This is a genomic window from Erythrobacter sp. KY5 (assembly GCF_003264115.1).
Lineage (GTDB): Bacteria > Pseudomonadota > Alphaproteobacteria > Sphingomonadales > Sphingomonadaceae > Erythrobacter.
The window spans coordinates 2,792,204-2,818,388 of record NZ_CP021912.1; the positions used below are offsets into that span (position 1 = coordinate 2,792,204).

A 26,185-nucleotide genomic window follows, 5' to 3' on the forward strand; every position below is an offset into this window, starting at 1 on the left:
GAATTTATGCATATCCGGTTTTGGGGAACGCGCGGGTCGCTGCCGGTTGCACCTCACGCCTCCACGATAACTGACAAGGTCGCTGACGCACTCCTCAAAGCAGATGGAAAAAGCTTCGCTGACAAGGAAGCCGCGGTTGAGTTCGCTCGCAACGAACTCGAATTCGCGGTTGGTCAGGGGTATGGCGGCGCGACGAGCTGCGTAGAAATTGACGCAGGAATTGGCGCATTCGTCGTTTGCGACATGGGCTCAGGGCTGCGAGAATTCGGGCTCGACACCTTGCGGCGTTTGTCAGATGGAAACCGTCCGAAAGAATGGCATTTCTTCCTGTCGCACCTCCACTGGGATCACATCATGGGGTTCCCTTTCTTCGTGCCTGCTTTTGTCGATGGGGCGAAAGTCATCATCCACGCAGGTCATACCGATGCAGAGGAAGCTTTGCGTCGTCAGCAGGAAGAAATCTCGTTCCCCGTCCCCTTCGAGTGGCTGAAAGCGGACATCGAGTTCCGCACGCTCGAAACGGGGCGCGATTACCAGATTGGTGAACTCACCGTGGCGATGATCCGGCAGGAACATTCACATGCAAGCTACGGATACCGGTTCAAGAGCGCTGATGGACGCGTTGCGATCTATTCGACCGATGCCGAATACAAGATCGATAAGATGGAAGACGAATCCGCAATGGCCGACTTCATGGCCGATGCCGATCTCGTTATCGCCGATACAATGTATTCGCTCGCAGACAGTGTTTCGATGAAGGAAGACTGGGGGCATTCCTCCAACATTGTGGCGGTCGACCTTTGTCATGAAGCGGGCGCCAAGAGGCTGGCCCTCTTCCATCACGAGCCGACATACAGCGACGCCGATATCCAGCGAATGCATTCTGAAACAATCCGCTACGAAGAACTGACCCGCAACGACACCGAGCTTGAGGTTCTGTGTTCTTACGACGGGCTCTGTGTCGAACTCTAATCCCGGTCAGCCCGAAAACAGCGCCCGCCGCCTGGCGGTCGCTGCGGTTCTGGTCGGTGCGCTGATCGGCTCGCTCATCACCTGGATCGGACAGGATTTTGAACAGCGTCTGGTGTTTGACACCTGGCAACGGGCCGATGCGCGCGAAGTGATGGACGACGAAGTTGTCGTCGTGATGATCGACGACAACAGCGTCGACAAGGTCGGCCAGTGGCCTTGGGTCCGGCTCAATGTGGCGGTGCTTTTGGACCGCATTGCAACAGCCGAGCCGGCCGCGATCGGGATCGACATCTACTTTACCGAAGAGGATGCGATCAGGCCCGAGGCATTTGCCGACATTTACGAGGGGCGAGAGCTGGACGAAGAAACCGCTGCAAGGATCCGTGAACTACCGAGCATGGATCTCGCGCTTGCGGGTATTATTGCCCGGCCATCCTCTCCAACAGTCATGGCGCGCGCCGCCTCAAGAGAAAAGGGTACTGACGCAGGCAGCCTCACCTACGATTTCATCGAAGGTGAACCGCCCTCACAAACAGAGAGATATGATAGGGTCATTGCAAGCATTCCCGCACTTGAGGACGAGGCCTATTCTCATGCGTTCGTGAATGGTTCGCCCGATTCTGATGGCGTTGTGCGACGTGTTCCTTTGTCGATCTGGTCGGGGGATAGCCTGGAGTCCGGCTTTGCCGTGGAGCTGGCTAGGATCAAAAAGGGTGCCGAGTTTCTTGCGTGGGACGGAGATAGACTCAATCTGGCCGACCTGACCATCCCCTCGGACAGCCGAGCGGATCTGCTTTTCAAGATGGGGCCGGCGCAACCTTACTATTCTGCGGTGGACCTGCTCAGTGACGAATTCCCTCTCGAAAAGCTGTCTGGCAAGGTCGTAATTCTCGGTGTGGGCGCAACCGGCACAGGCGATATTGTCGCAACGCCTCACGGCAACGAGGTGCTTGGCGCATTGGTTCAGGCACAAGCTGTCGATGCGATCCTCAAACGTGACTGGCTGTCATATCCTGACTGGAGCAAGGCGCTCGAAATTGTCTTTACGCTCGCCTTGTTTGCCCTGATCCTCGCTTGTGCGGTCAGCGCATGGAATTGGCTTTTGTTGCCCGCGGGCGCAATCGCAATCGCCCTGCCCATCGGCTCCTATCTCGCATATGCGCAGGCAAACCTGCTGTTCGATCCGGCGCGTCCGCTCATCATCGCTTTGTTTGCAGCCCTTGGACTTCTGCTCGCCCGTTACGCCACCGCGCTTCAGGAGCTGGTCGCGCAAAGGATCCGGGAGGCAGAGCAGAAGAAGGAAAACGAGAACGCCCGCGACCTTCAATTGCGTATGGTTCCAAGCCCTGAAAGGCTCGCGGAGCTCGGACGGCGGACGGAGATCGGCGCAAAACTGCGACCTGCAAAATCCGTCGGCGGGGACTTCTACGATGCCTTTGAACTCGAAGACGACCGCCTGCTGTTCCTAGTCGGCGATGTCAGCGGCAAGGGATTGGGAGCCGCTTTGTTCATGGCGTTCTCCAAGACTGCGGCGAAAAGCAAGTTTCTCTCCCACGGCACCCGGTTGGACGACGCGGTTATCGCGCTCAATGATGAGCTTTCTCGCGAGGAAGATGACGCAATGGACCTGACCTTGCTTGCGGGCCTGATCGACTGCACGAGCGGGAAGGTCGAGCTTGTGAATGCCGGTCATGAAAATCCGCTGCGCGTGTACCGCAACGGCAAGGTCGAGATGGTCGATCTAAGGGGCGGCCCTCGTCTGCGCAGCTTCGATGGTTTCCCATATCAGATCGAGGAAGTGCTCCTTGACGAAGGCGACACCCTTGTCCTCATCAGCGATGGGGCGACCGACGCTGAAAACATCCAGAGAGTGCAGTTCGGGTTCGAAGGCGTAATCCGGGCCTTGGAGGAACAGTCAGACGTCACCGCCAACGCACGCGTCGAGTTTCTCGCGGATCGTATCGCCGAGTTCGAGGGCGATGCCGACCCGGCGGATGATCTTACTATCTTCGCGCTTCGCTATGTCGGTGAGGGCTATGCGCCCTCACCTGAATAGTCACGTCATCTGACGATTACATCGACACGGCGGTAGCGCACGTCGTCGATCTCATCACCGATCTCGCTCACGGCGAGGGCTTCACCTCGCCCGATGATGTCGGTGTCATCGATTTCGAAGCCCAGGCCCCTCAGAATGTTGGCAACGAAAGCCGCTCTCTCAAGTGAGATGGTCATGTTGCGAGAAGCGCCGCCATCGGAGCTTGTATGGCCGACCACTTCGATCTGTGGCGCGGGCCTATCCTGAAGCGCACTTCTGAGACCGTCCGTCACTTGAGCGGTCTGCTGTGGCGAAAGCTCCATGCTTCCCACCTTCTCGAAGGGAACTTCAAGCGTGCCCACATCAGGCGGGAAGTTGCCGACGATCGCGACATGACGCGGGTCTGGCTGGTCGAGTGTCGTCAACTGAGGTGGCCGCGTGCGCCCGCGCAGCTGAGCCTGCTCATTCTCGCCTGTAATGGCCGTCTCACCGCCCTCATACTCGACGACGAGTGAGCCACGGTCACCGCTTTCGATCTTTTCCGGCTGAACCGGAGCCAGAAGCGTTACTCGTTCATTGGGCGTCGCACATCCTGCGAGTGCCAGCGCGCCCCCCAGCGCCAAAGCCCAGCGCATCACTCATCGACCTCGATGACGAAGGTCGTGCCGCGAACACCAAGCGTAGAATTGGGAGTGTGAAAACGCATGTTGCCGGAACCGGATAGATTGCCGGAGTCCACCCCAACAGCTCCACGTTCGACGGTCATGTCGGACGCGTTGTTCGCATCGTTGAAATTGCTGCGATTGAAACGGTATTTGGAGATGATCATGCGGCTGCTTTCGGCAATCGAAATCCGCGTATCGTCGACGAAAGTGATACCAACCCGGCCCCGCGCAGTCGTTTCAACAATATCGCCTTCGACAAGCTTGAACCCGGACCGCGCTGGCTGGCTCTCGCCGCCGCGAATAACGTTCACGCCGCTAGCGGTCACATTTTTTATTCGACCGATCTCATTCGCCAGTACGGGTTGCGCTACCATGGCAAGCAGGGCAGCAACCAAGAGCCAAATTTTTTGCATATCTTCCCTCCATCGGAGTCTGTGTTAGCATACAATCATGGATCTAAGGAGACGCTTTTCTGCTTTTGTGGCCGCAGGTCACGATCCGCGGCCTTCGATCCTCGAAGCGATCGAGTTTGCGCGAGACTTCTTGAACCAAACCGGACTGGGTGAGCGTACTGTCATCAAAGTCTCGATCATCGTTGAGGAACTCGTCTCAAATGCGCTGCGGCATGGCGGCGAAGATTGCGATGTCTCCTTGTGGATGTCGATGTCCCTCAACAGCGACGCTGTTCTGATCGAAGTCGAAGATGACGGCGCCTCGTTCAATCTCGTCAAGGCACCCGCATTCACCAGCCCTCACCCACAGACGGGCGGAGGCATTGGCATTGCCATCGTTCGAGCCTGGGCACAGGACATGGTTTATGCGAGGCGCGGCAATCACAACGTGCTCAGCCTGAAGATCGGTTGATCTGCGCAAGCCAATTACTCGATCAAAACAAATGGCGCCCACACCGACGGCGAATTGCCGCCCGGGACGCTCGGATCGTTGAGAAGGCTAAGCTGCGCCTGACGAAGCGCTTCGCTGCGCGGCATTCCGGCACGTGACGCCACAAGTGTTGCGATGCTGAGCCGAGATGCCGCATCGTCGCGCACCGGCCAGTGCGAAAGCAAAAGAGACCGCGCTCCCGCAAGCTGAAACGCGCGAGCAAGACCGCTATAGATCGGCGCATGCTGCCCTTCCCCCGCAGCCGTGTTGCATGCCGACAAGATAACCCATTGTGCGGTAAGCCTGAGCTGCGCGATCTCGCTCGCGGTGAGCAGTCCATCGTTTTGAGCAGAAGTCACTCCCAATTGCGGCGTCATGACGAGCGCCGGCTCTGACAGGCCTGAAATCTGTCCGCTGACCAAACCGTGGGTGGCGAAAGCGAGGACCTGATAATTCTCCAGCGAAGCGGCGCGAACTGCGGCTTCGGTCGCCGCATCGCCAGTCATGATCAGCGGTTGGCTATCCGAAAATGCTGCACCCAAGGCTGCAAGCTCGGACATGGCACCTGGCAGGGATGGAAGGTCAAGAATGCTGTTCACGTCAACAACGGCGCCGCGCAGCCCAGCGCGATCTGCCGGAGCGTCGGCCAGTTTGGGCGCGCCGATCCCGGCAAATGTCATGGTCGGGGCACCTTCGTCCTTTTTTCGAAGCCCAAGACCCGGAGTGATGGCAATGGCATAATCATGGATGAGGAATTCAGGCGCAGCGTTCGCTTCTGGCGGCCTGCTTATCAAGACAGCCGGCGGGATCGCGGCAAGCGATCCGCCTGCAGGAAAGATCAGCTTGGACTTCCCTTCGAGTGCGGCAGTGATGTCATCGGTAAAAATCCTCTTGTACAGTTCGTGCGCCGCCTCGGCATCGAACGTCAGCTCTCCGCCAAGCCCTGCATCGAGCGAGGCGCGCAAGCGTTCGACAAGACGACGGGTCGAATGAAGATCGCTGGTCGATGATCCCCATGTGAAACCGTCCGAAGTGAGCGCGATGGTCACTATGCGGTCAGAGTAAACCAGCGGGACGAGATACGCTTCGTCCTCGCTCAAAAACGCCTGAGCCTGGCCGATTGAAAGTGGTCGGGGCCGGAGAAAATTGGCATAATCGGGAAACCGGGTGTCAAGCGCCAGCTCGGCAGCTTTTCGGGTGTCGCTCGCATCGGCGAGAGCGTTGGCCGACCCCTCCCCCGCTGCCAGACTTTCACGCGCAGCGATCTCTGCGGCTCGAGAAGCCCGAAGATCCTCAATTGCTGCGGCGAAGCCCTCAGGATCGCCCGGATAAGCCAGCGCACCCGCGCTCGCCTGCAGGTCGCTCATCACGGCAAGCTGCGCGCTGCGCCATGCACGGTCGGCATCTGCACCCAGCAGTGCAATGAGAGTTGAATCCCGGAATATAGTCTTCCCGTCGGACGCAATGGCTGCGCGATCCTGCTCGCGCGCATAGATGTCCAAGAGCATGTCCTCGTTAGCGCCAAGGACTTCTCCCATGATTTCAGCCGCCCGTTCGATGCGACCTGCGCGCGCATGGACCAAGGCGGCGGTCGATTGCCGGACACGCCGATCTGGATTGATGGGGTCCAGCTTGCCGAAGGTTTCTAGTGAGCGCTGCGACAAGGCCAGGGCCTCTTCATGCTCACCAGCCACACTGAGCGCGTTCGCCAGATCGAGCCGGGTACGCGCTACGGTTGTTTCGTCGTCCGAAGAGGCGTCATAGGTGTCCAAGGCGCGGCGATAATAGGATATCGCTTCCTCACCTCGCGCATCTTCGAACAGCAGCCTTGCAATAAGGGTCTGATGGTAACCGAGCTCTCTTTCATCGGAATAGGCTTGGTTGGCCTGCGCTGTAAGAGCCACCTCTACTGCCTGCCGGGTGCGCCCTACGCGCGACAGCAGGATCGCGGTGTTCTGGTAGATGCCAAGCAATTGGGGATCGTTTGGCCCCCACTCCTTCACCCCGATATCAGCGATCCGTGAAAACAAATCGGCAGCTTCACCGATCCGTCCTTTGTCGAGCGCCACAAGCGCATTGTTGAGGAAGACGTACAGCCAACCGAGGTGATCGTCGCGCGGAAGCAATTCGAGAGCGAGCGCTTCGGTTTCGCGGGTCGCGATTTCAGCGGCTTCTAGGTCCTGATTGCGAAGATAGGCGGCGTATTGATACGCGAAGTTGACCCGCGCAGGATCGCTCGGCGCAAGGTCTTCGCGCGAGAGATCGAGCGCCCGCTTGTGCCACTGAATTGATTTCGCAAGGTCATCTTCGACGTTGAAAAAGTATCGAGCGAGATGGTGCGCGGCAAAGGTTCGCGCATAGCAAGGTGCGCAGCTTTCAGTCTCGACGAATTGCTCCAGCGTCTGGATGTACTGCGCAACAAGTGCTTCGTCCTTGGTGAAAGCGACGAGGCCGTGCCCGATCGCTGCCATTCGCGCATCGGGGTGAAGCGCGAGAGACTGGTTCTCCAAGTAAAGCTCATATACTTCTTTGTACTTCGCTTTCCCGATCAGTCCCATGATCAGGTCGGACACCAGTTCAGCACGCATCTGCATGCCGGCATCATCGGGCATCGCGTCAAACGCGCTTTGAGCTGCCGGCAGAGTGCGGTTCGCATCGCCGTAGATATCGAAATATTGTGCCGCAGCAGGGCTGCCCCAAACAAGGCTTACCGCGAGGACAAGCGCCTTAGTCAAAGACGAGGAAATAGACCGCACGGCCACGTCCTTCATTAACGAGCTCGATCTCATATCGCTGCGTGTACATCGGGGTGAAGCGACAGGCCGGTTTGCTTACTCGTCCCGGATCGCAGATTGCCCGCGCGCTCTGATCGCGCACCTTCATTCGCACTGGCCCTGATCCCTCGTGAGAGACCGCCAATGTGCTTGGAACGCCCGATTTGAAGGTTTGCGCGCTGCGCCATACCTCGCCAGCTGCAAGCTCGCCGCGGACATAGGCAGGGCCCAGAAGGCGGCCTCGATAAGGAGAGCTCTCAACGCCTGTCGCATTTGCCCAGATGGCGAGAACATCCCGGTCTGCATCCTCGCGCCTTGCAAGGCCGCTAGCGCGCAGCGAGCCGACCAGCGATGCAAGCGTCGCTTGCTCTCCTTCGGTGTAAGCGGCTTCAGCCTCGGCCAGAGCGCGCGCAATCCGGCTCGCGCGGTGCTCGACAGTGTCAGGGGCAGCGGTCTGTGCCGCCGCTATACCCGTCGCTCGATCCGCGGGGAGAAAGGCCGCTGCCGCTATAATGGCCATGACTATCAATGATCTTGCCATGCTCACATTCCCCTATGACCCCACGGACAGACTACTGCTTACCCAGACTAACCTCTTGTATGGAAGCGACGCCGCGCGCGCCGCTCAGCTGAGGCGGAAACTCGCTCCTTTTTTGGTCTCATCAAGCGTCAGGCTCAATCCGTGCCGTTCGGCAATCGCCTGCGCGAGAGCCAGTCCCAATCCACTTCCGTGCGTTTCGCTGATGCTCGCCCGCCCGCGATAAAATCGTTCAAAAATCCGCAAGCGATCTGAGGGCGCTATGCCCGGTCCGTTATCGCGTATGACCAGCTGAGGACCTTGCGTGAGAACCACCTCGATCCGCCCACCCGGCGGCACGTATTTCAATGCATTGTCGAGAAGATTTGTGACAAGGCGGCCCAGTTGATGCTCCTCACCGTCTACGATGATGCCTGGTTCGACATCGCAGATCAGTTCATGTCCAGTTTCCTCGGCGCTTCCTGAATAAAGATCGCAAATCCGCAGGATCAGCGCACTGAGATCGACAGGTTCAAGCCCCGCAGCGTCCCCACGCCGCGTTTTGCTGGACGCAATGTCGAGCAGCGATTCCAAGGTCTGCACCAGCCGCTTGATCTCTGTTCGCGCCTCGATCAAACGCTCGCCGACCTTCGGGTCAGGCCCTGATTGCAGCGCTTTCAAAAGCCGGTTGTCGAGGTGCGAGAGCGGGGTCCGCATCTCGTGGGCAAGCTGTTCAGAGGTTTCCCTATACGCTTCCATAAGGTTTCGCTGACGGCGCAGTGCCTTGGCCGAATGGCTGGCGAGTTCATCGATCTCATCGCCCTCGCCCCTGTGCTCCAGTTCGCTTTCCGCTTCCGGGTCGCGAAAGGCGGAGTTGATCTGCCCTATGCGTCGCTGCAATCCCAAGGCCGCGAGCCTTCCCAGAAGCGCGACGATCACGACGAAAAACGACCCCGCGGAAGCAAAGGCAAGCGCAACATTGCCGAGCACTGCGTCGTTGCCGTCAATCCGACGAGCAACCACGAGCCGCAGGTCCGGCCCGAGCTGAACCGCGCGCGCAAACGCCTCGGAATGTTGCCCGATCGCAATCACACCAGCTTCGGAAATGCGGGCATCGAGCGCAGGCCAGCTCGCGATATCGCCGGCGATTGCCTCGCCAGCGCCGTTGGCCAGGAGATAATGGGGCGTGCTCCCTTGCGATGGTGTGAGCGCGATCCGGTCAGCGATGCGTTTTTCAAGCTCGGCCTGACCGCTGGTTGCATAGATGTCGACCAGCCCTGCGATATCGACATCGACCTCGCTCCTTGCACCCTCGTTCAGGGTGGAAAGCACGGTCTGGTGCGTGACAAACCAAAGAGCCAGCACAAGCGCCAGAGACAGACCTATCGCGGCCAGAACGATACGCGAGAATATCGAACGGCGCGCTTCGATGCTTACCTCCCGTCCAAGATACGATATCCCGATCCCCAGATCGTCTCCAATGCCGGCGCGTCGAAGCCCTCTTCGAGCTTACGCCTCAGCCGACCGATATTGACGTCAACGACATTGGTCTGAGGATCGAAATCCATTTTCCATACATCGCGCAAAAGCATCTCTCGCGTGACGGTCTCTCCGGCATTTTCCATAAAATAGCGGAACAGTTCGAATTCCTTGGGGCTCAGCGCCAGATGGCGGTTTTCGCGAAAGGCCGTTCGCGCCTTCAGGTGGCATTCGAACGCACCGTAAATGATTACAGCGCTGTGTTCGCGCCCCTGGGATCGGCGATGCAAGGCGCGAAGGCGAGCCATCAGCTCCCCGGGTTCGAATGGCTTGGCCATGTAGTCGTCGGCACCAGCATCGAGCCCGTCGGTGCGATCCGAGCTTCGGCCCAAAGCCGACAGGATCAGGATCGGCGTCCCAATCCCGCTTTCGCGCAGCCGCCTGGTGATGGTGAGGCCGTCAATGTCATCAAGCATCCGGTCAAGGATGACGACGTCGAACGCCTCCATCCCTGCGCGCAGCAACGCTCCGCTCCCCTCCTGCTCCCATACGATGACATCGCCATTTTGTTCGGCAAGTTCGCTTACCGCAGCGGCCGAGCGCGCATCGTCTTCGACATAGAGTATCCGAAGCGGCGTTTTGTCCATTGCCCCACCTTGGCTAATTGCGCCCGCCAGCGCACGCCCCTGAGGTTGAAAAGCTGCCATGTCTCGGTCGCCCCTGCAAGCGTTTGACGCAAAAGGCGGAAGAAGCGCTGTCGCACCCTCCCGCCTTCCCCCTTGCATCGTTAGTTGAGCGCTTCGACCGAGACCCAGCCCTTGGTCCCGAAATTGTCCTCGACCTCGACAAATAGGCCCTCGCGCTTGCCGGTCGGCGTTAGCGTCGTGCCTTCCATCAGGCCGCGAACCACCTTGGCGTCGTCCATGGGCATTGCCAACATCGACGTCGCGACAGAAACAGTGGCAACCTGCGGCTGCGTGGCGGCGGCGGCTCCCGTCTTGGGGATGGATGTGATGGTCGCGTCCTGTGCAACCACGGCGTTGAAAGCTATGACAAAGGCTTCGACCAGTTTCTTGCCCTTGCCGCTGCTGCGATATCCGATCTGGTCAGCGCGCTCGCCCCATGTCGAGTTGCGGGTGAAGGTGAGCGAGCTGCGGCGCACTTCGCCTGAGCCGGTTACGATGGTCTGCCCCGTGGCAGGCGAGAGAAGCTTGATACCAGCAGCAAGGCGCGTGCTGCGGCCTCCAAGCCCACCAAACATGCCAAGCACCGCACCCGCACCCGGAACGCGCGACATGACCGAAGCTGCTGCGCCCGAGCGTACTAACCCCTCGACAGCAGCGGTCTTGGCGAGTTCGATCGACTGGTCGACTTCCTCGGTAGTGCCCGCCACAACATTCATGAGGAAGTCAGCGGGAGCGCTCGATGCCGCGCTGTGCGGAGTGAAGCACCCGGATTCGACCGCCAGCGTGTTGATGAGTTCGCGCGGCGAACCAAGGCTGAATTCGGCCCAGCCTTGCGTATCGCCGTCGACCACCGCGATAGTGCCAAGGCTCTCTTCGCAAGTGACAAGCTGCAACTCGTCATCCGCCATCGCTGGCGTTGGAATTGCCAAAGCCGTCACTACTGCGGCGATTGCGAGGCCTGAAACTGCTTTCTTCATCATTTGCACTCCCCATTGATTGATTGCCATCAAGCAATGGAAGCGCTGGGCGATATGGGCCACACACAGTCACTGTCATCACAATGACAATGACTGTTAGGTTATGCACACACCTTCAAATCAAGTCGGCAATCAGGGGCTGTGGTGAGGTTTGGGTTGCGCGTGATTACTCAGCAACCCAATCACGGCGCAAGAATGGCCCGGCAAGAGCCATCAGCAGCCCTGCAATCCCGTAAAGGCCAAGCGCGTAAAGCATCGAATAGCGCAACGCTTCATCGCCATAGGCAGGCGCGAGAAAGTCTGACAAAGCGCCCAGCGCGTAAATGCCGCCGCCCAGACCAATCAGATTGTTGATCAGCAGGAAAAGCGCCGAGGCCGTCGAGCGGGCCGATGGAACGACGAGATGCTGAATCGCGGACAGTACCGGTCCAAGCCAGACGTAAGAGAGGGCTTGCGGCAGGAGGAACAGGAAGAACGCCACACGCGCCTCGCTGCTCAAGATTCCGGCACCGAATAAGGGCGCGCCAAGGAAGAATGCGATTGCGGGCAGCCAAGAATAATACGCCCGGTCGTGCCCTCCCAGCTTGTCGGCCAGAAGACCGCCGGCCATCACACCGGCCACGCCGCCTATCAGAAGCAATGCTCCGTAGAATTGAGACGTTTCGACAAGGTCGAAGCCGAAACTGCGAATAAGCAGGCTCGGCAACCAGAACGCGATACCATAACCGAGCATTGATGATGACGCGGCGCCAAATGACAGCAGCCAGAACGAAGGCTTTCTGGCAAGGATGCGTGCGGTCTCCCTGAGCGTGGGCCGCTGCATCTCGGGAAGCGCCTCAGATTGTCCGGCGACCCCCTTTACCTTGTCGCGCACAAGGAACTTGAAGATCGGGGCAATCGCCACTCCCGCCAATCCCACGACGAAAAACGCAGTGCGCCAATCGACGCTCGCGGCGATGTAGCCGCCCAGCAGCACACCAAGCCCCGATCCAATCGGAATGCCCAGCGAATACACCGAAAGCGCTGTCGCGCGCCGTTCGCTAGGGAAGTAATCGCCGATCAGCGCATAGGATGGGGCAACGCCTCCCGCCTCTCCAATCCCGACACCGAGCCGCGCGAGGAAAATCTGCCAAAAATTCTGAGCAAGCCCACACAGCGCCGTAAAACCGCTCCACGCTGCAAGCGAAACCGTAATAACCCACGATTTGCTCGTGCGATCTGCAAGGGCAGCAAGCGGAACGGCCATGGTCGAATATAGAAGCGCAAACGCGAGGCCGCCCAGCAATCCCATCTCACCATCGCTGAGCTGCAATTCAGCCTGAATGGGCGTCGCGAGGATCGACAGGATCTGCCGATCTACGAAATTGAAGATGTAGACCACCAACAGCATGAGAAGCACCGTGTTGCGGTGCGGTTCGGCTCTGGCCGTTGCGACGTCGGTCATTTGCAATTCTCATCGAGGAAGCGGGCGATGGCGGATACAGCTTCCGGCTCATCAAGCAAGGGCGCATGCCCACGCCCTGCGACCTCGACCGATGAGAATTTTTGCGGATGGCGCTGTCCCATCTTGGCGACGGTCTGCGCTGTCAGGATGTCACTCTTTGCGCCCCGGATAGCGAGAATGGGCTTGTTCTTCAGCGCGTCCCACATCTGCCACAGATCGGGCGGAACCGCGTTCGTGCCCTCAACGGCCATGCCTGCTGCGATGCCCGAATCATACGCGAAACGGACCGATCCATCGGGCAATTCCTCGCAGGTGCGCCGAGCGAACGCGGCCCAATCCGAATGGTCGAGGCCGTCCAGCGCATCCCGGTTGATCTGCGCGCATCGCCGCGCTGCTGCATCCCATCCATCCATTGGATCGGAGGCTCCAACGTAAGAGCGAATGCGATCAAGGCCTTCCTCGCTGACATGGGGTCCAATGTCATTGAGCGCAATGGCGGTCACCGCGCGTGGTCTTTGCGTCCCCATCATCATCGACATCAGACCACCCATGGACGTTCCAATGCACAGGACACTGTCAATGCCAAGGTGGTCGAGCAACGCCCACATGTCCTCGACGTAGATATCCGGGCGGTAATTGGCGGGGTCGCGATCATATTGCGAGCGACCCCGCCCGCGCTGGTCTGGCACGATCATTCGACCGATCCAGTCAAGCTGCGCGATGAGCGGCTCGAAGTCGGCGCTGTTCCGGGTAAGACCGTGCATCATCAGCAGTGCTGGACGCTCGCAGCCGCCTTTCGCCGGGTAATCCCTCGCGAAAAGCCGCAGGCGACCGTCTGCGCTGGTGTAGTCTACCTCTCGGTACGAGTTCGGATTTGTCACCGACCGCGCCCGATCAGAAGCGGATCTCTCCGGTCACGAAAATCCGTCGAGGGTCGCCATAGAAGCCAGTCAGAGTCCCTTCGCGGCCAAGCGTCGGCACGAACGGCGTGCCCGGAGGCGTACCGCCAGCGACGAAGTTGTAGCCTGCGACAATGTACTCCTTATCGAGCAGGTTCTTGCCGTGAACACCGATCGAGAACCGGTCTGAATCGTCGGTGTAGACAATGCTGGCATCCACCAGAACGAAGCCATCCTGATCGAGGAACGGGTTCGGCGTCTCGAACTGGCTCGCATCAGAACGCAGCGAAGCACTTCCCAGGAAGTCGATCATTCCATCAGCAGCCGGGATACCGAGCACAAAGCCCATATGTCCGGTGATATCAGGCGTGTTCTGGAACACGCGCTGATCGGCCACGTCATTGCCGAATGCGTCGATAAAGGTGTTGAAGCTTGCATCAAGATAGCCGAGCGACCAGTTCACGCTGAAGCGGCTGCCATCACCTGCGAAGTCTTCACCGACAAGCGCATTGCCTTCGAATTCGAAACCGTTGACGTCAGCGCTCGCCGCGTTCGACGTGATGCCGATGAAGCTGTCATTGATGCCATCGCCGTTCGTGTCGAGCCCGACCGATCCGGGGATCTGCACATCGTTATAGTCGCCGAGGAATGCGGCAAAGCTGACGTTCAGACGATTGTCGAGCAGCGAAGCCTTCCAGCCGAGCTCGTAACTGTCGACCGTTTCAGGCGCGAAGCGGAGGAACTCGAACTGGTCGTCGAAGTCGATGTCGCCATCGCCGTCGAGATCGGGCGCTGCAGTCGTCTGCCCGCGCGGGTCGAAACCGCCGCCTTTGAAGCCCTGTGAATAGGTGAAGTAGATGTTGTGATCGGGCGTCGGCTGCCAGCTGATCGAGGCGCGCGGATTGAAGTCCTCAAACGTTTCGCTGCCCTGGAAATCGCTGGTGGTTGCGATGGCAGCAGCGGGGCTGTTGGGAATGAACAGGTCGGAAAACCCACCGATAAAGGTGGTGCGCAACACGCGGCTCGTGCGCTTGTCGTTCGTATACCGGCCACCCAGCGATACGCTGATCGTGTCGGTCAGGTCGTAGGTGAAGTCGCCGAAGAAACTGTATGTTTCGGTATCGACATCGCCCAGCGTCTGCGCATTCAGGCCCGGGAGTCCGATAAGATCGCCGGTCGTGAACAAAGCCACGTCGAACGCCGTAAACGCGCTTGCATTGAGGTAGTATGCGCCAAAGACACCCGACAGCCGGTCGCCCTCATAAAGCAGCTGCAATTCCTGGCTGAACTGATCGTTTTCATAGATCGCTGGAACGTCGAGATCAGCAGCAGGCAAGCTGTCGAAATCGATCGGGGTCGTCGAACTGTCTTCGCGATAGCCGGTGATCGATTTCAAGGTGATCGTGTCGGACAGCTCAATCGCAATGTTGAGAGCGCCGCCATAGGCTTCAACCTCCTGATCGACGACGTTCAGACCTGCCCTTGTGTCGAACACATCGTCGAGCACGGGTGCTCCTGAGAGAAGACCCGGGATCAGACGTCCGCCCTGCCGGGCTTCGCTGTTGTCCTTCACATAATCGCCCGAAAGCCGGACGAAGACGGGGCCGTTGTCGAACTCGATAGTTCCACGCGCTGCCCAGATATCCTTGTTGTAGTTCTCGGTCCCCAACGTGAGGTTCTCGCCAAACCCGCCACGCGAAAGCCGGGCACCGCTTGCCCCGATCTTCAGATTAGGCGTGACAGGTGTGGACGCGGTCACAATCAGATCGGCCTGATCATACGATCCGTAAGTGCCGCGCACTGTCACGCTGGTTTCGTCGGGAAGGCTGGCCGTTACATACTTGATCGCACCGCCAATCGTGTTGCGGCCATAAAGGGTTCCTTGTGGCCCGCGCAGGACTTCAATTCGCTCCACATCGTAGACGTCAAGCACAGCGGCCTGAGGGCGGTTCAGATAGACGTCGTCGATGTAAAGACCCACGCCAGCTTCGAAACCGGCGACCGGGTCCTGCTGCCCCACGCCGCGGATGAATGCGGTCAGGGTCGTGTTCGTCCCACGGCTCACCTCGAGGGTGATGTTGGGAACCTCTTGCGCAATCTGGACAAGATCCTGAATGCCGCGCTGCTCGAGTTGCTCGCCGGAAAGCGCAGTCACGGAAAGCGGCACATCCAGCAGCCGCTCTTCACGCCGACGGGCGGTTACGACAATCTGGTTGCCGCCAATCTGTCCGACGCCTTCGCCCTCATCACCTTCCGCGTTCGTTGTCTGCGCCGCCGCAGGAGCAGCGATTAGCGCGATGCCAGCGCTGCCAGTCAAAAGCGCAGCGCGCACGATAGCCGAACGAATAGTCATTGATTTTGCCTCCCAAGAATCCTCTCACGAGTGTCAATACTGAAAGTTGAACCACCTTTCAAGTTCTTCTCTTGCGAATGGTCTTGCGAACCCCTAACCCACACCAATAAAGGGGACGTATGGCCGACACACGAACGGAAATGAGCGACGCGGCGGGCACCAAGACACCGCGGACGGAGCGTGGCCGAAAGACCTTGCGCAAGTTGCTCGACGCGTCCGCAGAAGAATTCGGGGAAAAGGGTTTTCACGAAGCGTCGGTAAGCTCGATCACACGCCGTGCTGGCGTCGCGCTGGGCACGTTTTACACCTACTTCGACAGCAAGGAGGCGCTGTTTCAGGCTCTCGTCCAGCACCTTAGCAGTCAGGTGAAGGTGTCGGCTGGCAAATCGGTCGGAGACCTCAAGGCCGGCGGTCAATTCAACGCCTTCGACGTCGAACAGGCTGCCCTTTCAAGCTTCTTGGACTTCGCGCGCGAACACAAGGAAATCTACCGGATCATCGACGAATCCGAGTTCGTCGATCCGCAAGCCTACCGCGCCCATTACGAAGGGACCGCTCAGCGGATCCTGGCGCGTTTGCGCGAAGGAGCGGCGCAGGGCGAAATGCGCGACGACATCGAAGAAGCGCACGCATGGGCGCTCATGGGAATGAACGTCTTCCTCGGCCTCCGGTTTGCGGTCTGGTCGGACGAAAAAAGCAGTGAAAGCGTAGCGATGGCCGCTCGATCTATCCTCGAACACGGTATTCGCGCGGCGGGGCCAAAAGCCGGCGAATAAAAATCCACGCTTTTCCAGAGCTATTCCCTGTTGGTCGATCAACGCGTGCACATTCTCGGCAAGCGTCGATGAGCAAGGCTTGCCAAACACCTGAGAAACGTGGTCGTTAGGGAATGTCGCAACACTGCATGAGGGGGTCGAATGCAGAAAATTCGGGAACTAAGGTTCGCAGCTGCCGCTGCGGCGCCCGCAATATTTGCGTTGGCGCTTTTGCAGGGCTGCTCGCTTCCCGGCACGGCCGAGCCCCTGACGTTGCAGGAAACCCTCCCATTGCCGGAGCGCTGGACCTTTGCTTCTGAAGAAGGCCAATCGATTGAACTCGGTACTTACTGGGCGCTGCTGAACGATCCGCTGATCGACGAATTCGTGGCTCAGGCCCGTGAGCAGAACTATGATATCGCACAGTCGCTTGCCCAGTTGCGCGCTGCCGAAGCAGGGCTGCGCGAAGCGCGAGCGGCGCGCGTCCCTTCTGCAACAGCAGGCGGAGGCGTCGGGCGCGACTTTGGTGACCTTTCTCGCGACGAATTCCAATTCTCGCTGAATGCCGATCTGGCATGGGAGCTCGACCTGTTCGGCAGGATCAGTTCCTCGATCGACGCCTCGCGCGCCGACCTTGCTGCAGCCGGCTTCAACGCGGCTGATCTCGAACGGGTTGTGGTGGCAACGGTCGCGATCCAGACAATCACGGCTCGTTCCGTTGCTGCACAACTCGATTTTGCCCGCAGGTCGCTCGCCAATCAGGACGACAATCTACAGATCGCCCGGTGGCGCAATCAGGCTGGCCTTGTATCCAGCCTTGATGTCGAACAGGCGCGGACACAGCGCGCGCAGACCGCAGCTTCTATACCGCTGCTTGAAGGCGATCTCGTCACAGCAGCCAATGCCATTTCCACACTGATCGGTGATCCGCCGGGCGAAGTATACGCTCGCTTGCTCGCCGATCCGCGAGATGTGCCCACCCCGCCGCTTTCGAACTCCGTCGAAGCGCCCGCCGATATTCTCAGGATGCGCCCGGACGTAAGCGCAGCCGAGGCGCGCCTGGTGGGTGATCTGGAGCGGATTGGCATTGCAAGAGCGCAGCTCTATCCGATCGCCCGCCTGACAGGCACGGTCGGCACGTCCTCATTCGGAATAGACGATCTCTTCGATGTCATCACCGGCAACATCTTCGCCAGCATTTCGCAGCTGATCTTCGATGGAGGAGCAGCGCGGGCAAGGGTCGATGCATCGCGGGCAATAGCCGACGGATCACTTGCCGCATGGCAACAGTCGATCCTCACCGCGCTAGAAGACGTCGAAACCGCATCGGTCGATCTTGAAACCAGCAACGAACGAGTGATCGCCCTTGTCGAAGCGAGCGATGGCGCACGTAACGCGGCTATTCTGGGGCGCAGTCAGTATCAGGCAGGGCTCATCGATTTTCAGGTCCTGCTGAATGTGGAAAGCGCGCTTCTCAGTGCCGAGACTTCCCAGATCTCGGCAGAAGCTGCGCGCGCGATTGCCTTTGTACAGCTGGCGCGGGCCATGGGTGGAGGGTGGCGAATGCCGACCGAACAGAATTCGCAAGACAGGGATAACGGGCAATGAGCGACACGGCGGACACGCTCCAGACGGACGATGACACGAACGTCGATGACTTCCTCGGCGTGAAGGAGCGTCCGCGCTGGCGCCGCTGGATAAAGTACTGGCTTCCGGCACTTATCATCCTGCTCCTGATTCTCGCGATCTCGCAATGCACAGGCGGTGATGGAGAGGTTTCGTACATCACCGAGGAAGTGACAGAAGGCTCGCTCGAACTCACTGTCACTGCGACAGGAAATCTGCGTCCGACAAATCAGGTGACGGTTGGCTCGGAAGTGACCGGCCCTGTCGATCAGGTGCTCGTCGACGTCAATGATCGCGTCACGCGTGGGCAGGTGATTGCGATCATCAACACCGAGATCATCGACCAACAGATCGCGCAGTCTCGCGCCAATCTCAATGCAGCGCGGGCCAGTCTCGTCCAGGCGCAGGCCTCGCTCGAGGCGACCAACGCGCAGCTTGTTCGCTTTCGCGAAGTGAGAGAACTTTCAGGAGGCCGCGTGCCGTCCCTGATCGAGCTTGAACAGGCAGAAGCAGCAGCGGCACGCGATGAAGCGGCTGTTTCATCAGCGCGCGCCAACATTCAGGCAGCGGAGGCGACCCTGAGGGCGAACCTCACCACCCGCTCACGCGCAGTAATCCGCGCGCCGGTGACGGGCGTGGTCCTCGCTCGCCAGATCGAGGTCGGGCAGACCGTGGTTGCAGCGTTCAACACGGTTACCTTGTTCGTGATCGCAGAAGACCTTGCCGCGATGCAGCTGCGCGTATCCATCGACGAGGCGGATGTCGGTCAGGTCACCGCAGGTCAGGATGCGACTTTCACCGTAGACGCCTATCCGGGCCGGCGTTTCCCGGCGATCCTCGAGAGAGTGGACCTTGCTTCTGGCAATACAGTGAACGAACAGGCTGGCGGTGCCGCTGCCGCTGCTGCAGGCGCATCTGTTGTGAATTACGAGGCGCGGTTGAGCGTGCAGAACACGGAAGGGCTTTTGCGCCCCGGCATGACTGCCACAGCAACCATCGCCACGGACACCACCGGTAGCGTCAAGCTCGTTCCCAACGCTGCGCTGCGGTTTCGACCGGGTCAGCAGAACGAGGACGAGGGCGGCGGCGTACTTAATGTCAGCGTCGGGCTTGAGCGCCAAGACCAGCAGGCCACCATCGGTGTTGGCAGCAGACAGACAGTTCAGGTGCTACAAGACGATGGCACTCTGGAAGCGGTCGAAGTCATCACAGGACGCAGCGACGGGCGCACAACCGCCGTTCAATCGGCCGAAATCGAAGCTGGCATGAAAGTTGTCACCGGGATCGAGGCACAAGGCGGATGAGCGAAGTCCCGCTCATCCGACTCGAAGGCATAACGAAAGTCTTCGGCAGCGGCCCGGCTGCATTCAAGGCGCTCAAGGGCGTGGACCTCACTATCGATCGGGGCCAGTTCGTCGCGATCATGGGGCCTTCTGGATCGGGCAAGTCGACCACGATGAACATCCTTGGCTGTCTGGACATTCCGACCGACGGCGTCTTTCGTTTTCGCGGGGTCGAGGTCCAGAAGATGGACCGCGATCAACGAAGTCTTTTGCGCCGCAAATATCTCGGCTTCGTGTTTCAGGGCTTCAACCTACTCTCGCGCACGACCGCGCTTGAGAACGTCGAGTTGCCCCTGCTCTATCGTGGCGAGAAAAAGGCGGTGCGGCGTGATGCGGCCATGCATGCTCTGGACCAAGTAGGCCTCGCGCCTTGGGCATCGCACACTCCGGCAGAGCTTTCGGGCGGCCAGCAACAGCGCGTTGCGATTGCGCGGGCGCTCGTATCCGATCCCGATGTCCTGCTGGCTGACGAACCCACCGGCAACCTCGACACCGAGCGCTCGATCGAGATCATGGAGCTTATGCGGGAACTCAACGCGGGCGGCATCACCGTCATCATGGTCACGCATGAAGAAGAAATGGCTGCCTTCGCAAAGACCGTGATCCATTTTCGCGATGGCCTTGTCGAGCGCACTGAGCGCGGTGCTCGCAGCCTTGAGGCGCAGGGAGGGATGGCCTGATGCTTGGTGCGACATTCCTCCTGGCCCTTCGCGAGATCAGGCGCCACCTGATGCGCTCGATCCTGACGACGCTTGGTATCATCATCGGCGTTGCAGCAGTGGTGACGATGGTCACGCTTGGCAATGGCGTTACCGCATCGGTTCAGGACGAGATATCGTCGCTGGGCTCGTCCAACTTCATCGTTTTCCCGGTGCGCGTTGACAATGGGCCTGTCCGCCAGTTCGAACTTGATGACGTAGAAGCGGTCGAGCAGCAGATTGCAGGCGTCGAAGTAGCCGCCGCCAATGTCGGCGCAAGTGCCACCGCATTTTACAACGGACAGGACTGGGACACGCGCGTCACCGGCGCGGACACGAATTTTCTCGAAGCACAGGCCATCGACGTGGTCGAGGGCCGTCCGTTCACCAGCGACGAGGAGGCTTCCGGGCAAAATGTTTGCCTGCTCGGCCCCAAGGTGCGCGAGGCGATTTTTCTGCCTGATGTGAGCCCGATCGGGGAGGAAATGAGGCTAGGCGACGTGCCTTGCACCGTGGTCGGTGTGCTGGAGGAACGCGGCCAGGGTGGCGGCGGAGCGGATGATGATGACACCGTTTTCATGCCGCTCAAGACAGTTCAGCGGCGCTTCCGCGGGAGCGACAATATCGATTATTTCGTGCTGAAATATAACGCGGCCTACTCAGCGTCCGTCATTCAGGACTCGCTGATCGACTTGCTGCGCGAACGCCGCGTTCTACAAGGCGACGCCGCTAACGATTTCAACATCATCGACACAGCGCAAGTCAACGATGCGCTCAGTTCGGTGACTGGCGCCCTTACCGCGATGGTTGCGGTGATCGCATCGATCAGCCTTCTGGTAGGCGGCATCGGCATCATGAACATCATGCTCGTTTCGGTCACGGAACGAACGCGGGAGATCGGGATCAGGCTGGCCATCGGGGCCTTGGCCAGGGAAGTGCGATTGCAATTCCTGACCGAAGCCGTGGTTCTTTGTGCCTTTGGTGGTTTGGTCGGGCTCTTGCTTGCTTTCGTTGCCTCCGTGTCGCTGGCCGGCGTCATCGACGTGCCCTTTGTGTTCGATCCGACGATCAATATCTTCAGCTTCCTGTTCGCGTCAGGGATGGGGATCGTCTTTGGCTATTATCCCGCGCGCCGTGCATCGCAGCTCGATCCGATCGACGCATTGCGGCACGAATAGGTCGCCTGTTCTTCGCCAGCGAGCCGACTCTCGTCGGCAGACGCAGCGCGACCTACTGCCAGGTCTGGATCAGCTCGTCATATTCGATCGTGATCGGCGCAGGGTCTTCGTTAGCAAGCTTGGCCTTCGGTGAACCCGGCTGGGAGAGCCAATAATCGGCGCTTCGAACTTCGTTGAGCTTGGGCCCAAGATCGCCCTGAAGGCCAGCGCGCTCCAATCGCTCAAGCACGCGCTCCTGCTGTTCGCACAGAGCATCGAGAGCAGCTTGCGGGCTCTTGGTGCCGGACGAGGCATCGCCGATATTCTGCCACCACAGCTGCGCGAGGCGCGGATAGTCGGGAACGTTCGTGCCGGTTGGCGACCACCGGGTGCGCGCAGGCGAGCGGTAGAACTCGACCAGTCCGCCTAGCTTTGGCGCGCGCTCGGTGAAGCTTTCGTGCTGGATCGTGCTTTCGCGAATGAAGGTGAGGCCTACGTGAGCCTTCTTCACATCAACGGTCTTTGAGGTCACGAATTGAGCATACAGCCATGCTGCCTGAGCGCGTTCCAGCGGTGTCGACTTCATCAGCGTCCACGACCCTGCGTCCTGATAGCCGACCTTCATCCCTTCTTCCCAGTACGCCCCATGCGGACTGGGCGCCATGCGCCAGCGCGGTGTGCCATCGTCATAGAGGACCGCCGATGCTTCTTCGCCCACCATGTTGGCGGTGAAGGTGGTGTACCAGAAGATCTGTTGCGCGATCGCTCCCTGCGCAGGCACCGGACCGGCTTCGGAAAAGGTCATTCCCGCAGCCGATGGCGGCGAATATTCGTTCAACCACTTGGAGTATTTGGCGAGCGCGTAAACGGCGGCAGGCGAATTGGTCGCGCCGCCGCGAACGACGCAGGAGCCAACCGGCTGCGAGTTTTCGTTGACGCGGATGCCCCACTCATCGACCGGCAGGCCGTTCGGCTCTCCAACCGAGCCCATGCCCGCCATCGACATCCAGGCATCGGTGAAACGCCAGCCAAGTGATGGATCCTTCTTGCCGTAGTCCATGCTGCCATAGACCGTTTGCCCGTCGATTTCGCGTCCGGTGAAGAAGTCTGCGATGTCTTCGTAAGCCGACCAGTTGACCGGCACGCCGAGGTCGTATCCATACTCTGCCTTGAAATCGGCCTTGATCTGAGGGTCGGTGAACCAGTCGTACCGGAACCAGTAAAGGTTCGCGAATTGCTGGTCAGGCAGCTGATACAATTTGCCATCGGGGCCCGTGGTGAAGTCGGTTCCGATGAAGTCGGGCAGGTCGAGCGTCGGGCTCGTGACCTCGCTTCCCTCGCCCGTCATCCAGTCGGTCAGGTTGCGCACCTGCTGATACCGCCAATGGGTGCCGATGAGATCGGAATCGTTGACATAGGCATCGTAGATATTCTCGTCCGACTGCATCTGGGTTTGCAGTTTTTCGACCACGTCCCCCTCTCCGATCAGGTCGTGGGTGACATTGATGCCGGTCATCGCGGTGAATGCCGGAGCAAGGACCTTGGCTTCGTATTCATGGGTCGCGATGGTTTCCGACACGACGGATATCGACATGCCCTGATACGGCGTTGCCGCCTGCATGAACCAGTCAAGCTCTGCCTGCTGCTCCTCGCGCGAAAGCGCAGACATACCGCCGATTTCGTTGTCCAGAAAATCAGTTGCAGCCTGCTGCCGCTCCGCCTCGCTCGGCACGACAAAGTTGCTTTCGGTGGAGTCCGAACACGCCGCCAGCACGAAGCTCACGCCCAGAACAATCGCAATTCTCATGAGTTTACTCGCCTCGCCCCATTTTCTCTCTCAACGCATCATACCCAGCGGAAAACGCAGAATGCAAACACCGCGCTCAGCATAAGCGCCCAATATTGCGGCAAGTCCAGAAGCCCGATCCACGCAAGATTGATGAACGCGCTTCCCAGCAAGGCAATGAACAAGCGATCTCCGCGCGCGGTCTCCATGCCGAGGATGCCTGTTCTTGACGTGCTAGGATACCGCACCTGCAAGATAGCCATCACCGCGAGTGTCGATGCAATCGCGGCGAAGAACAGCGCCGTCGGCCAGGTCCATGCCATCCATTCCATGTTCAGGCCTCCCGCATCTTAAACCCGGCCAAGGGCAAAACCCTTGGCGATGTAGCCGCGCACGAAATAGATCACGATCGCTCCCGGAATGATCGTGAGAACACCCGCCGCCGCCAGCACGCCCCAGTCGAGCCCGGACGCCGATACCGTGCGTGTCATCGTCGCGGTGATCGGCTTCGCATCGACGCTGGTCAGGGTGCGGCTCAGCAAAAGCTCGACCCAGCTGAACATGAAGCAGAAGAACGCTGCAACCCCAATGCCGGGTGCGATCATCGGGATGAAGATGCGCGTGAAGAAACGCGGGAAGCTGTAGCCATCGATAAAGGCCGTCTCGTCGATTTCGCGCGGAACACCGCGCATGAACCCTTCGAGAATCCAGACGGCCAACGGTACGTTGAAAAGACAATGTGCGAGAGCAACCGCGATATGCGTGTCGAACAGATTGACGCTGGAATAGAGTTGAAAGAACGGCAGCGCGAACACCGCAGGCGGCGCCATGCGGTTCGTGAGCAACCAGAAGAACAGATGATTGTCGCCCATGAAGCGGTAACGGCTGAACGCATAAGCTGCGGGCAGCGCAACGCTCAGCGAGATCACGGTGTTGAGCGTGACGTAAACGAAGCTGTTCACATAACCCATGTACCAGGACGGATCGGTCAGGATCGTGCGATAATTTTCAAGCGTGAAATTCTCTGGCCAAAGGGTAAATGAGCCAAGTATTTCCGAGTTCGACTTGAAGCTCATGATGACGAGCCAGTAGATCGGCACCAGCAGGAACAGCAGATAGACTACCAGCACCAGCGCGGAGGGTCGAAAGCGCGAACCGCTCATCGTGCCACCTCGTCTTTGTCGGCGCTGATCATCACCGTGTAGAACACGTACGAAATCAGCAGGATCAGCAGGAAATACATCAACGAGAACGCCGCTGCCGGTCCCAGATCGAACTGGCCCAGCGCCATCTTGACGAGATCGATCGAGAGGAATGTCGTGGCGTTGCCCGGCCCACCCCCGGTGAGCACAAACGGCTCCGTATAGATCATGAAGCTATCCATGAAGCGCAGCAGCACGGCGATGATCAAGACCCCCCGCATCTTCGGCAGCTCGATATACCGGAAGATGTTCCACCGGCTCGCCTGGTCGATTTCGGCGGCCTGATAATAGGCCTGAGGGATCGAACGAAGCCCGGCATAGGCGAGCAATGCGACCAACGACGTCCAGTGCCATACGTCCATCACGATGACCGTAAGCCAGGCATCGAACGCGTCCTGCGCGTAGTTGAACGGGATACCAAGGTCGGTCACGACCCGCCCAAGAAGGCCAATGTCGCTGCGCGCGAACACTTGCCAGATCGTGCCCACAACATTGTAAGGGATAAGCAGCGGCAGCGCCATCAGGACCAGACACAAGGTGGCGAGCCATCCTTTCTTCGGCATGCACATCGCCACGAGAATGCCGAGGGGTATCTCGATCAACAGGATGATTGACGAAAACAACAGCTGTCGGCCAAGCGCATCCCATAGCCTCTCCGAACGAAGAAGCTCGCGGTACCATTCAAGACCGACCCAGAAGAACTCATTCCCGCCAAAGCTGTCCTGAAACGAATAATTGACCACGGTCATCATCGGGATGATCGAAGAAAAAGCGACCAGCACAAGGACCGGCAAAACAAGGAACCATGCGCGTTGGTTGGTGGGCTTTTCCATCATGACGTGCCTGCACTCGCGTTCGCCAAGGGCGTTCCCTCGATGCGCCAGTCGTCACAGAAGAGGCTCGCCTTGGTCGGGTCGAGAGCCACCTTGTCCATGTCCGCCGCGATCTCGAATTTCGCATCGGCGACCATGTTGACCTCGGTCCCCATCACATTGGCGCTGATGAATTTATGCCTCCCGACGTCCTGCACCCGGTTGACCTTGGCAGGCAGCCCTTCGCCGCGTGTCAGCGAGAGGAATTCGGGCCTGATCCCCAGAACGGTTTCGCCTGCCGGATTGCCGTAATCGAATGCAAGGGCAATCGCCTCACCATCCAGATATGCACGTGACCCTTCGACAGAGACGGGGAGGAAATTCATGCCGGGCGAACCGATGAAGTAACCGACGAAGGAGTGAGCGGGCGTTTCGAACAGCTCTTGAGGCGTGCCGATCTGCACAACGCGACCCTCGTGCATCACCACCACTTCATCAGCGAACGTAAGCGCCTCGGTCTGGTCGTGCGTGACGTAGACCATCGTATGCCCGAACTCGCGGTGCAGCGACTTCAACTGGGTGCGCAATTCCCATTTCAGGTGCGGGTCAATCACCGTCAGCGGCTCATCGAACAAAATTGCGTTCACGTCATCGCGAACGACCCCGCGACCCAGCGAAATCTTCTGCTTGAGATCCGCCGTCAGCCCCCTCGCCTTCTTTCTCAGATGATCCTGAAGCCCGATCATCTCGGCAACCTGCTCGACGCGGGTCGCGATGTAGCTTGCTTCCATCCCGCGATTGTGTAGCGGGAATGCAAGGTTCTCGCGCACGGTCATGGTGTCGTAAACAACCGGGAATTGAAAAACCTGCGCGATGTTGCGTTGAGCGGTCGATGCGGCGGTGACATCCTTTCCATCGAAAAGTATCCGGCCGCGGCTGGGCTGGAGCAGCCCGGACATGATGTTCAGCAAGGTCGTCTTCCCACACCCGCTAGGGCCGAGAAGCGCATAAGCCCGTCCGTCTTCCCACTGGTGATTGAGTTCCTTGAGCGCATAGTCGCCCTCTCCGTGAGGATCGGGATGATAGCTGTGCGCGATTTGCTCAAGAGTGATGGCAGCCATTC

The 26,185-nt window shown here is 59.3% G+C and carries 23 protein-coding genes; 8 read left to right on the plus strand and 15 right to left on the minus strand.

Annotated elements, in window-relative coordinates; all coding sequences use genetic code 11:
• Positions 1 to 6 precede the first annotated feature (6 nt).
• Both CD351_RS13250 and CD351_RS13255 read left to right on the plus strand, forming a co-directional pair.
• The gene (locus tag CD351_RS13250) at positions 7 to 972 is read left to right on the plus strand and encodes an MBL fold metallo-hydrolase (RefSeq protein WP_111993078.1); all 966 of its coding nucleotides are present in this window, start codon (positions 7 to 9) and stop codon (positions 970 to 972) included.
• Positions 959 to 3,028 (plus strand): CHASE2 domain-containing protein, encoded by a 2,070-nt coding sequence (locus CD351_RS13255; protein WP_162627728.1) that lies wholly within the window; start codon positions 959 to 961, stop codon positions 3,026 to 3,028. The genes CD351_RS13250 and CD351_RS13255 overlap by 14 nt, the downstream gene beginning before the upstream one ends.
• A 5-nt stretch (positions 3,029 to 3,033) precedes the next feature.
• Here the strand turns inward: CD351_RS13255 and CD351_RS13260 are convergent, their stop codons facing one another.
• Positions 3,034 to 3,642 carry an OmpA family protein gene (locus CD351_RS13260; protein WP_111993080.1) on the minus strand — a complete coding sequence of 203 codons (609 nt, stop codon included), beginning with the start codon at positions 3,640 to 3,642 and terminating at the stop codon, positions 3,034 to 3,036.
• Entirely contained in the window at positions 3,642 to 4,085 is a 444-nt protein-coding gene (locus CD351_RS13265) for a FecR domain-containing protein (RefSeq protein WP_111993081.1), read from the minus strand. The genes CD351_RS13260 and CD351_RS13265 overlap by 1 nt, the downstream gene beginning before the upstream one ends.
• A gap of 37 nt (positions 4,086 to 4,122) precedes the next feature.
• Here CD351_RS13265 and CD351_RS13270 point away from each other — a divergent pair, with 37 nt between their 5' ends.
• Complete coding sequence (locus CD351_RS13270; protein ID WP_111993082.1) at positions 4,123 to 4,536, plus strand: ATP-binding protein; 414 nt, start codon at positions 4,123 to 4,125, stop codon at positions 4,534 to 4,536.
• 14 nt (positions 4,537 to 4,550) lie between these two features.
• Here CD351_RS13270 and CD351_RS13275 read toward each other — a convergent pair whose 3' ends face one another.
• The 8 genes from CD351_RS13275 to CD351_RS13310 form a co-directional block, all read right to left on the minus strand.
• Entirely contained in the window at positions 4,551 to 7,310 is a 2,760-nt protein-coding gene (locus CD351_RS13275; RefSeq protein ID WP_162627731.1) for a CHAT domain-containing protein, read from the minus strand.
• A complete protein-coding gene (locus tag CD351_RS13280) occupies positions 7,282 to 7,869 on the minus strand; it encodes a hypothetical protein (RefSeq protein WP_162627732.1) in 588 nt (195 codons plus the stop codon). The genes CD351_RS13275 and CD351_RS13280 overlap by 29 nt, the downstream gene beginning before the upstream one ends.
• An 84-nt stretch (positions 7,870 to 7,953) precedes the next feature.
• Positions 7,954 to 9,177 (minus strand): sensor histidine kinase KdpD, encoded by a 1,224-nt coding sequence (locus CD351_RS13285; protein ID WP_234027137.1) that lies wholly within the window; start codon positions 9,175 to 9,177, stop codon positions 7,954 to 7,956.
• A 101-nt stretch (positions 9,178 to 9,278) separates the two neighbouring features.
• Positions 9,279 to 9,971, minus strand: a complete 693-nt coding sequence (locus CD351_RS13290; RefSeq protein ID WP_111993757.1) for a response regulator transcription factor — start codon at positions 9,969 to 9,971, stop codon at positions 9,279 to 9,281.
• Positions 9,972 to 10,111: 140 nt separating this feature from the next.
• The gene (locus CD351_RS13295; protein WP_234027138.1) at positions 10,112 to 10,990 is read right to left on the minus strand and encodes an SH3 domain-containing protein; all 879 of its coding nucleotides are present in this window, start codon (positions 10,988 to 10,990) and stop codon (positions 10,112 to 10,114) included.
• A 163-nt stretch (positions 10,991 to 11,153) separates the two neighbouring features.
• Positions 11,154 to 12,431 carry an MFS transporter gene (locus CD351_RS13300; RefSeq protein WP_111993086.1) on the minus strand — a complete coding sequence of 426 codons (1,278 nt, stop codon included), beginning with the start codon at positions 12,429 to 12,431 and terminating at the stop codon, positions 11,154 to 11,156.
• On the minus strand, positions 12,428 to 13,312 hold the full coding sequence (locus tag CD351_RS13305; protein WP_111993087.1) for an alpha/beta fold hydrolase: 885 nt from the start codon (positions 13,310 to 13,312) through the stop codon (positions 12,428 to 12,430). Before CD351_RS13305 ends, CD351_RS13300 begins: the two co-directional genes overlap by 4 nt.
• A 13-nt stretch (positions 13,313 to 13,325) precedes the next feature.
• Positions 13,326 to 15,683: a TonB-dependent receptor gene (locus tag CD351_RS13310; RefSeq protein ID WP_111993088.1), complete on the minus strand. Its 2,358-nt coding sequence runs from the start codon at positions 15,681 to 15,683 to the stop codon at positions 13,326 to 13,328.
• A gap of 119 nt (positions 15,684 to 15,802) precedes the next feature.
• Between CD351_RS13310 and CD351_RS13315 the strand changes: the two genes are divergently transcribed.
• The 5 genes from CD351_RS13315 to CD351_RS13335 all read left to right on the plus strand — a co-directional run bounded on the left by CD351_RS13315 (position 15,803) and on the right by CD351_RS13335 (position 21,283).
• A complete protein-coding gene (locus CD351_RS13315; protein ID WP_111993089.1) occupies positions 15,803 to 16,459 on the plus strand; it encodes a TetR/AcrR family transcriptional regulator in 657 nt (218 codons plus the stop codon).
• Positions 16,460 to 16,600: 141 nt separating this feature from the next.
• Positions 16,601 to 18,046 carry an efflux transporter outer membrane subunit gene (locus tag CD351_RS13320; protein ID WP_111993090.1) on the plus strand — a complete coding sequence of 482 codons (1,446 nt, stop codon included), beginning with the start codon at positions 16,601 to 16,603 and terminating at the stop codon, positions 18,044 to 18,046.
• Positions 18,043 to 19,368 (plus strand): efflux RND transporter periplasmic adaptor subunit, encoded by a 1,326-nt coding sequence (locus tag CD351_RS13325; protein WP_111993091.1) that lies wholly within the window; start codon positions 18,043 to 18,045, stop codon positions 19,366 to 19,368. Before CD351_RS13320 ends, CD351_RS13325 begins: the two co-directional genes overlap by 4 nt.
• On the plus strand, positions 19,365 to 20,087 hold the full coding sequence (locus CD351_RS13330; RefSeq protein ID WP_111993092.1) for an ABC transporter ATP-binding protein: 723 nt from the start codon (positions 19,365 to 19,367) through the stop codon (positions 20,085 to 20,087). Before CD351_RS13325 ends, CD351_RS13330 begins: the two co-directional genes overlap by 4 nt.
• Positions 20,087 to 21,283, plus strand: coding sequence for an ABC transporter permease (locus CD351_RS13335; protein WP_111993093.1), 1,197 nt, complete (start codon positions 20,087 to 20,089; stop codon positions 21,281 to 21,283). The genes CD351_RS13330 and CD351_RS13335 overlap by 1 nt, the downstream gene beginning before the upstream one ends.
• Positions 21,284 to 21,335: 52 nt before the next feature.
• Here the strand turns inward: CD351_RS13335 and CD351_RS13340 are convergent, their stop codons facing one another.
• Genes CD351_RS13340 through CD351_RS13360 form a run of 5 tightly spaced genes read right to left on the minus strand, consistent with a single transcriptional unit; the run spans position 21,336 to position 26,183 of the window.
• Complete coding sequence (locus tag CD351_RS13340) at positions 21,336 to 23,069, minus strand: ABC transporter substrate-binding protein (protein WP_199797878.1); 1,734 nt, start codon at positions 23,067 to 23,069, stop codon at positions 21,336 to 21,338.
• A 38-nt stretch (positions 23,070 to 23,107) separates the two neighbouring features.
• On the minus strand, positions 23,108 to 23,380 hold the full coding sequence (locus CD351_RS13345; protein ID WP_111993094.1) for a DUF2160 domain-containing protein: 273 nt from the start codon (positions 23,378 to 23,380) through the stop codon (positions 23,108 to 23,110).
• 18 nt (positions 23,381 to 23,398) lie between these two features.
• Positions 23,399 to 24,211 (minus strand): carbohydrate ABC transporter permease, encoded by an 813-nt coding sequence (locus tag CD351_RS13350; protein WP_111993095.1) that lies wholly within the window; start codon positions 24,209 to 24,211, stop codon positions 23,399 to 23,401.
• Positions 24,208 to 25,083: a carbohydrate ABC transporter permease gene (locus tag CD351_RS13355; RefSeq protein ID WP_111993096.1), complete on the minus strand. Its 876-nt coding sequence runs from the start codon at positions 25,081 to 25,083 to the stop codon at positions 24,208 to 24,210. The genes CD351_RS13350 and CD351_RS13355 overlap by 4 nt, the downstream gene beginning before the upstream one ends.
• Positions 25,083 to 26,183: an ABC transporter ATP-binding protein gene (locus CD351_RS13360; protein WP_111993097.1), complete on the minus strand. Its 1,101-nt coding sequence runs from the start codon at positions 26,181 to 26,183 to the stop codon at positions 25,083 to 25,085. Before CD351_RS13360 ends, CD351_RS13355 begins: the two co-directional genes overlap by 1 nt.
• Positions 26,184 to 26,185: the final 2 nt, after the last annotated feature.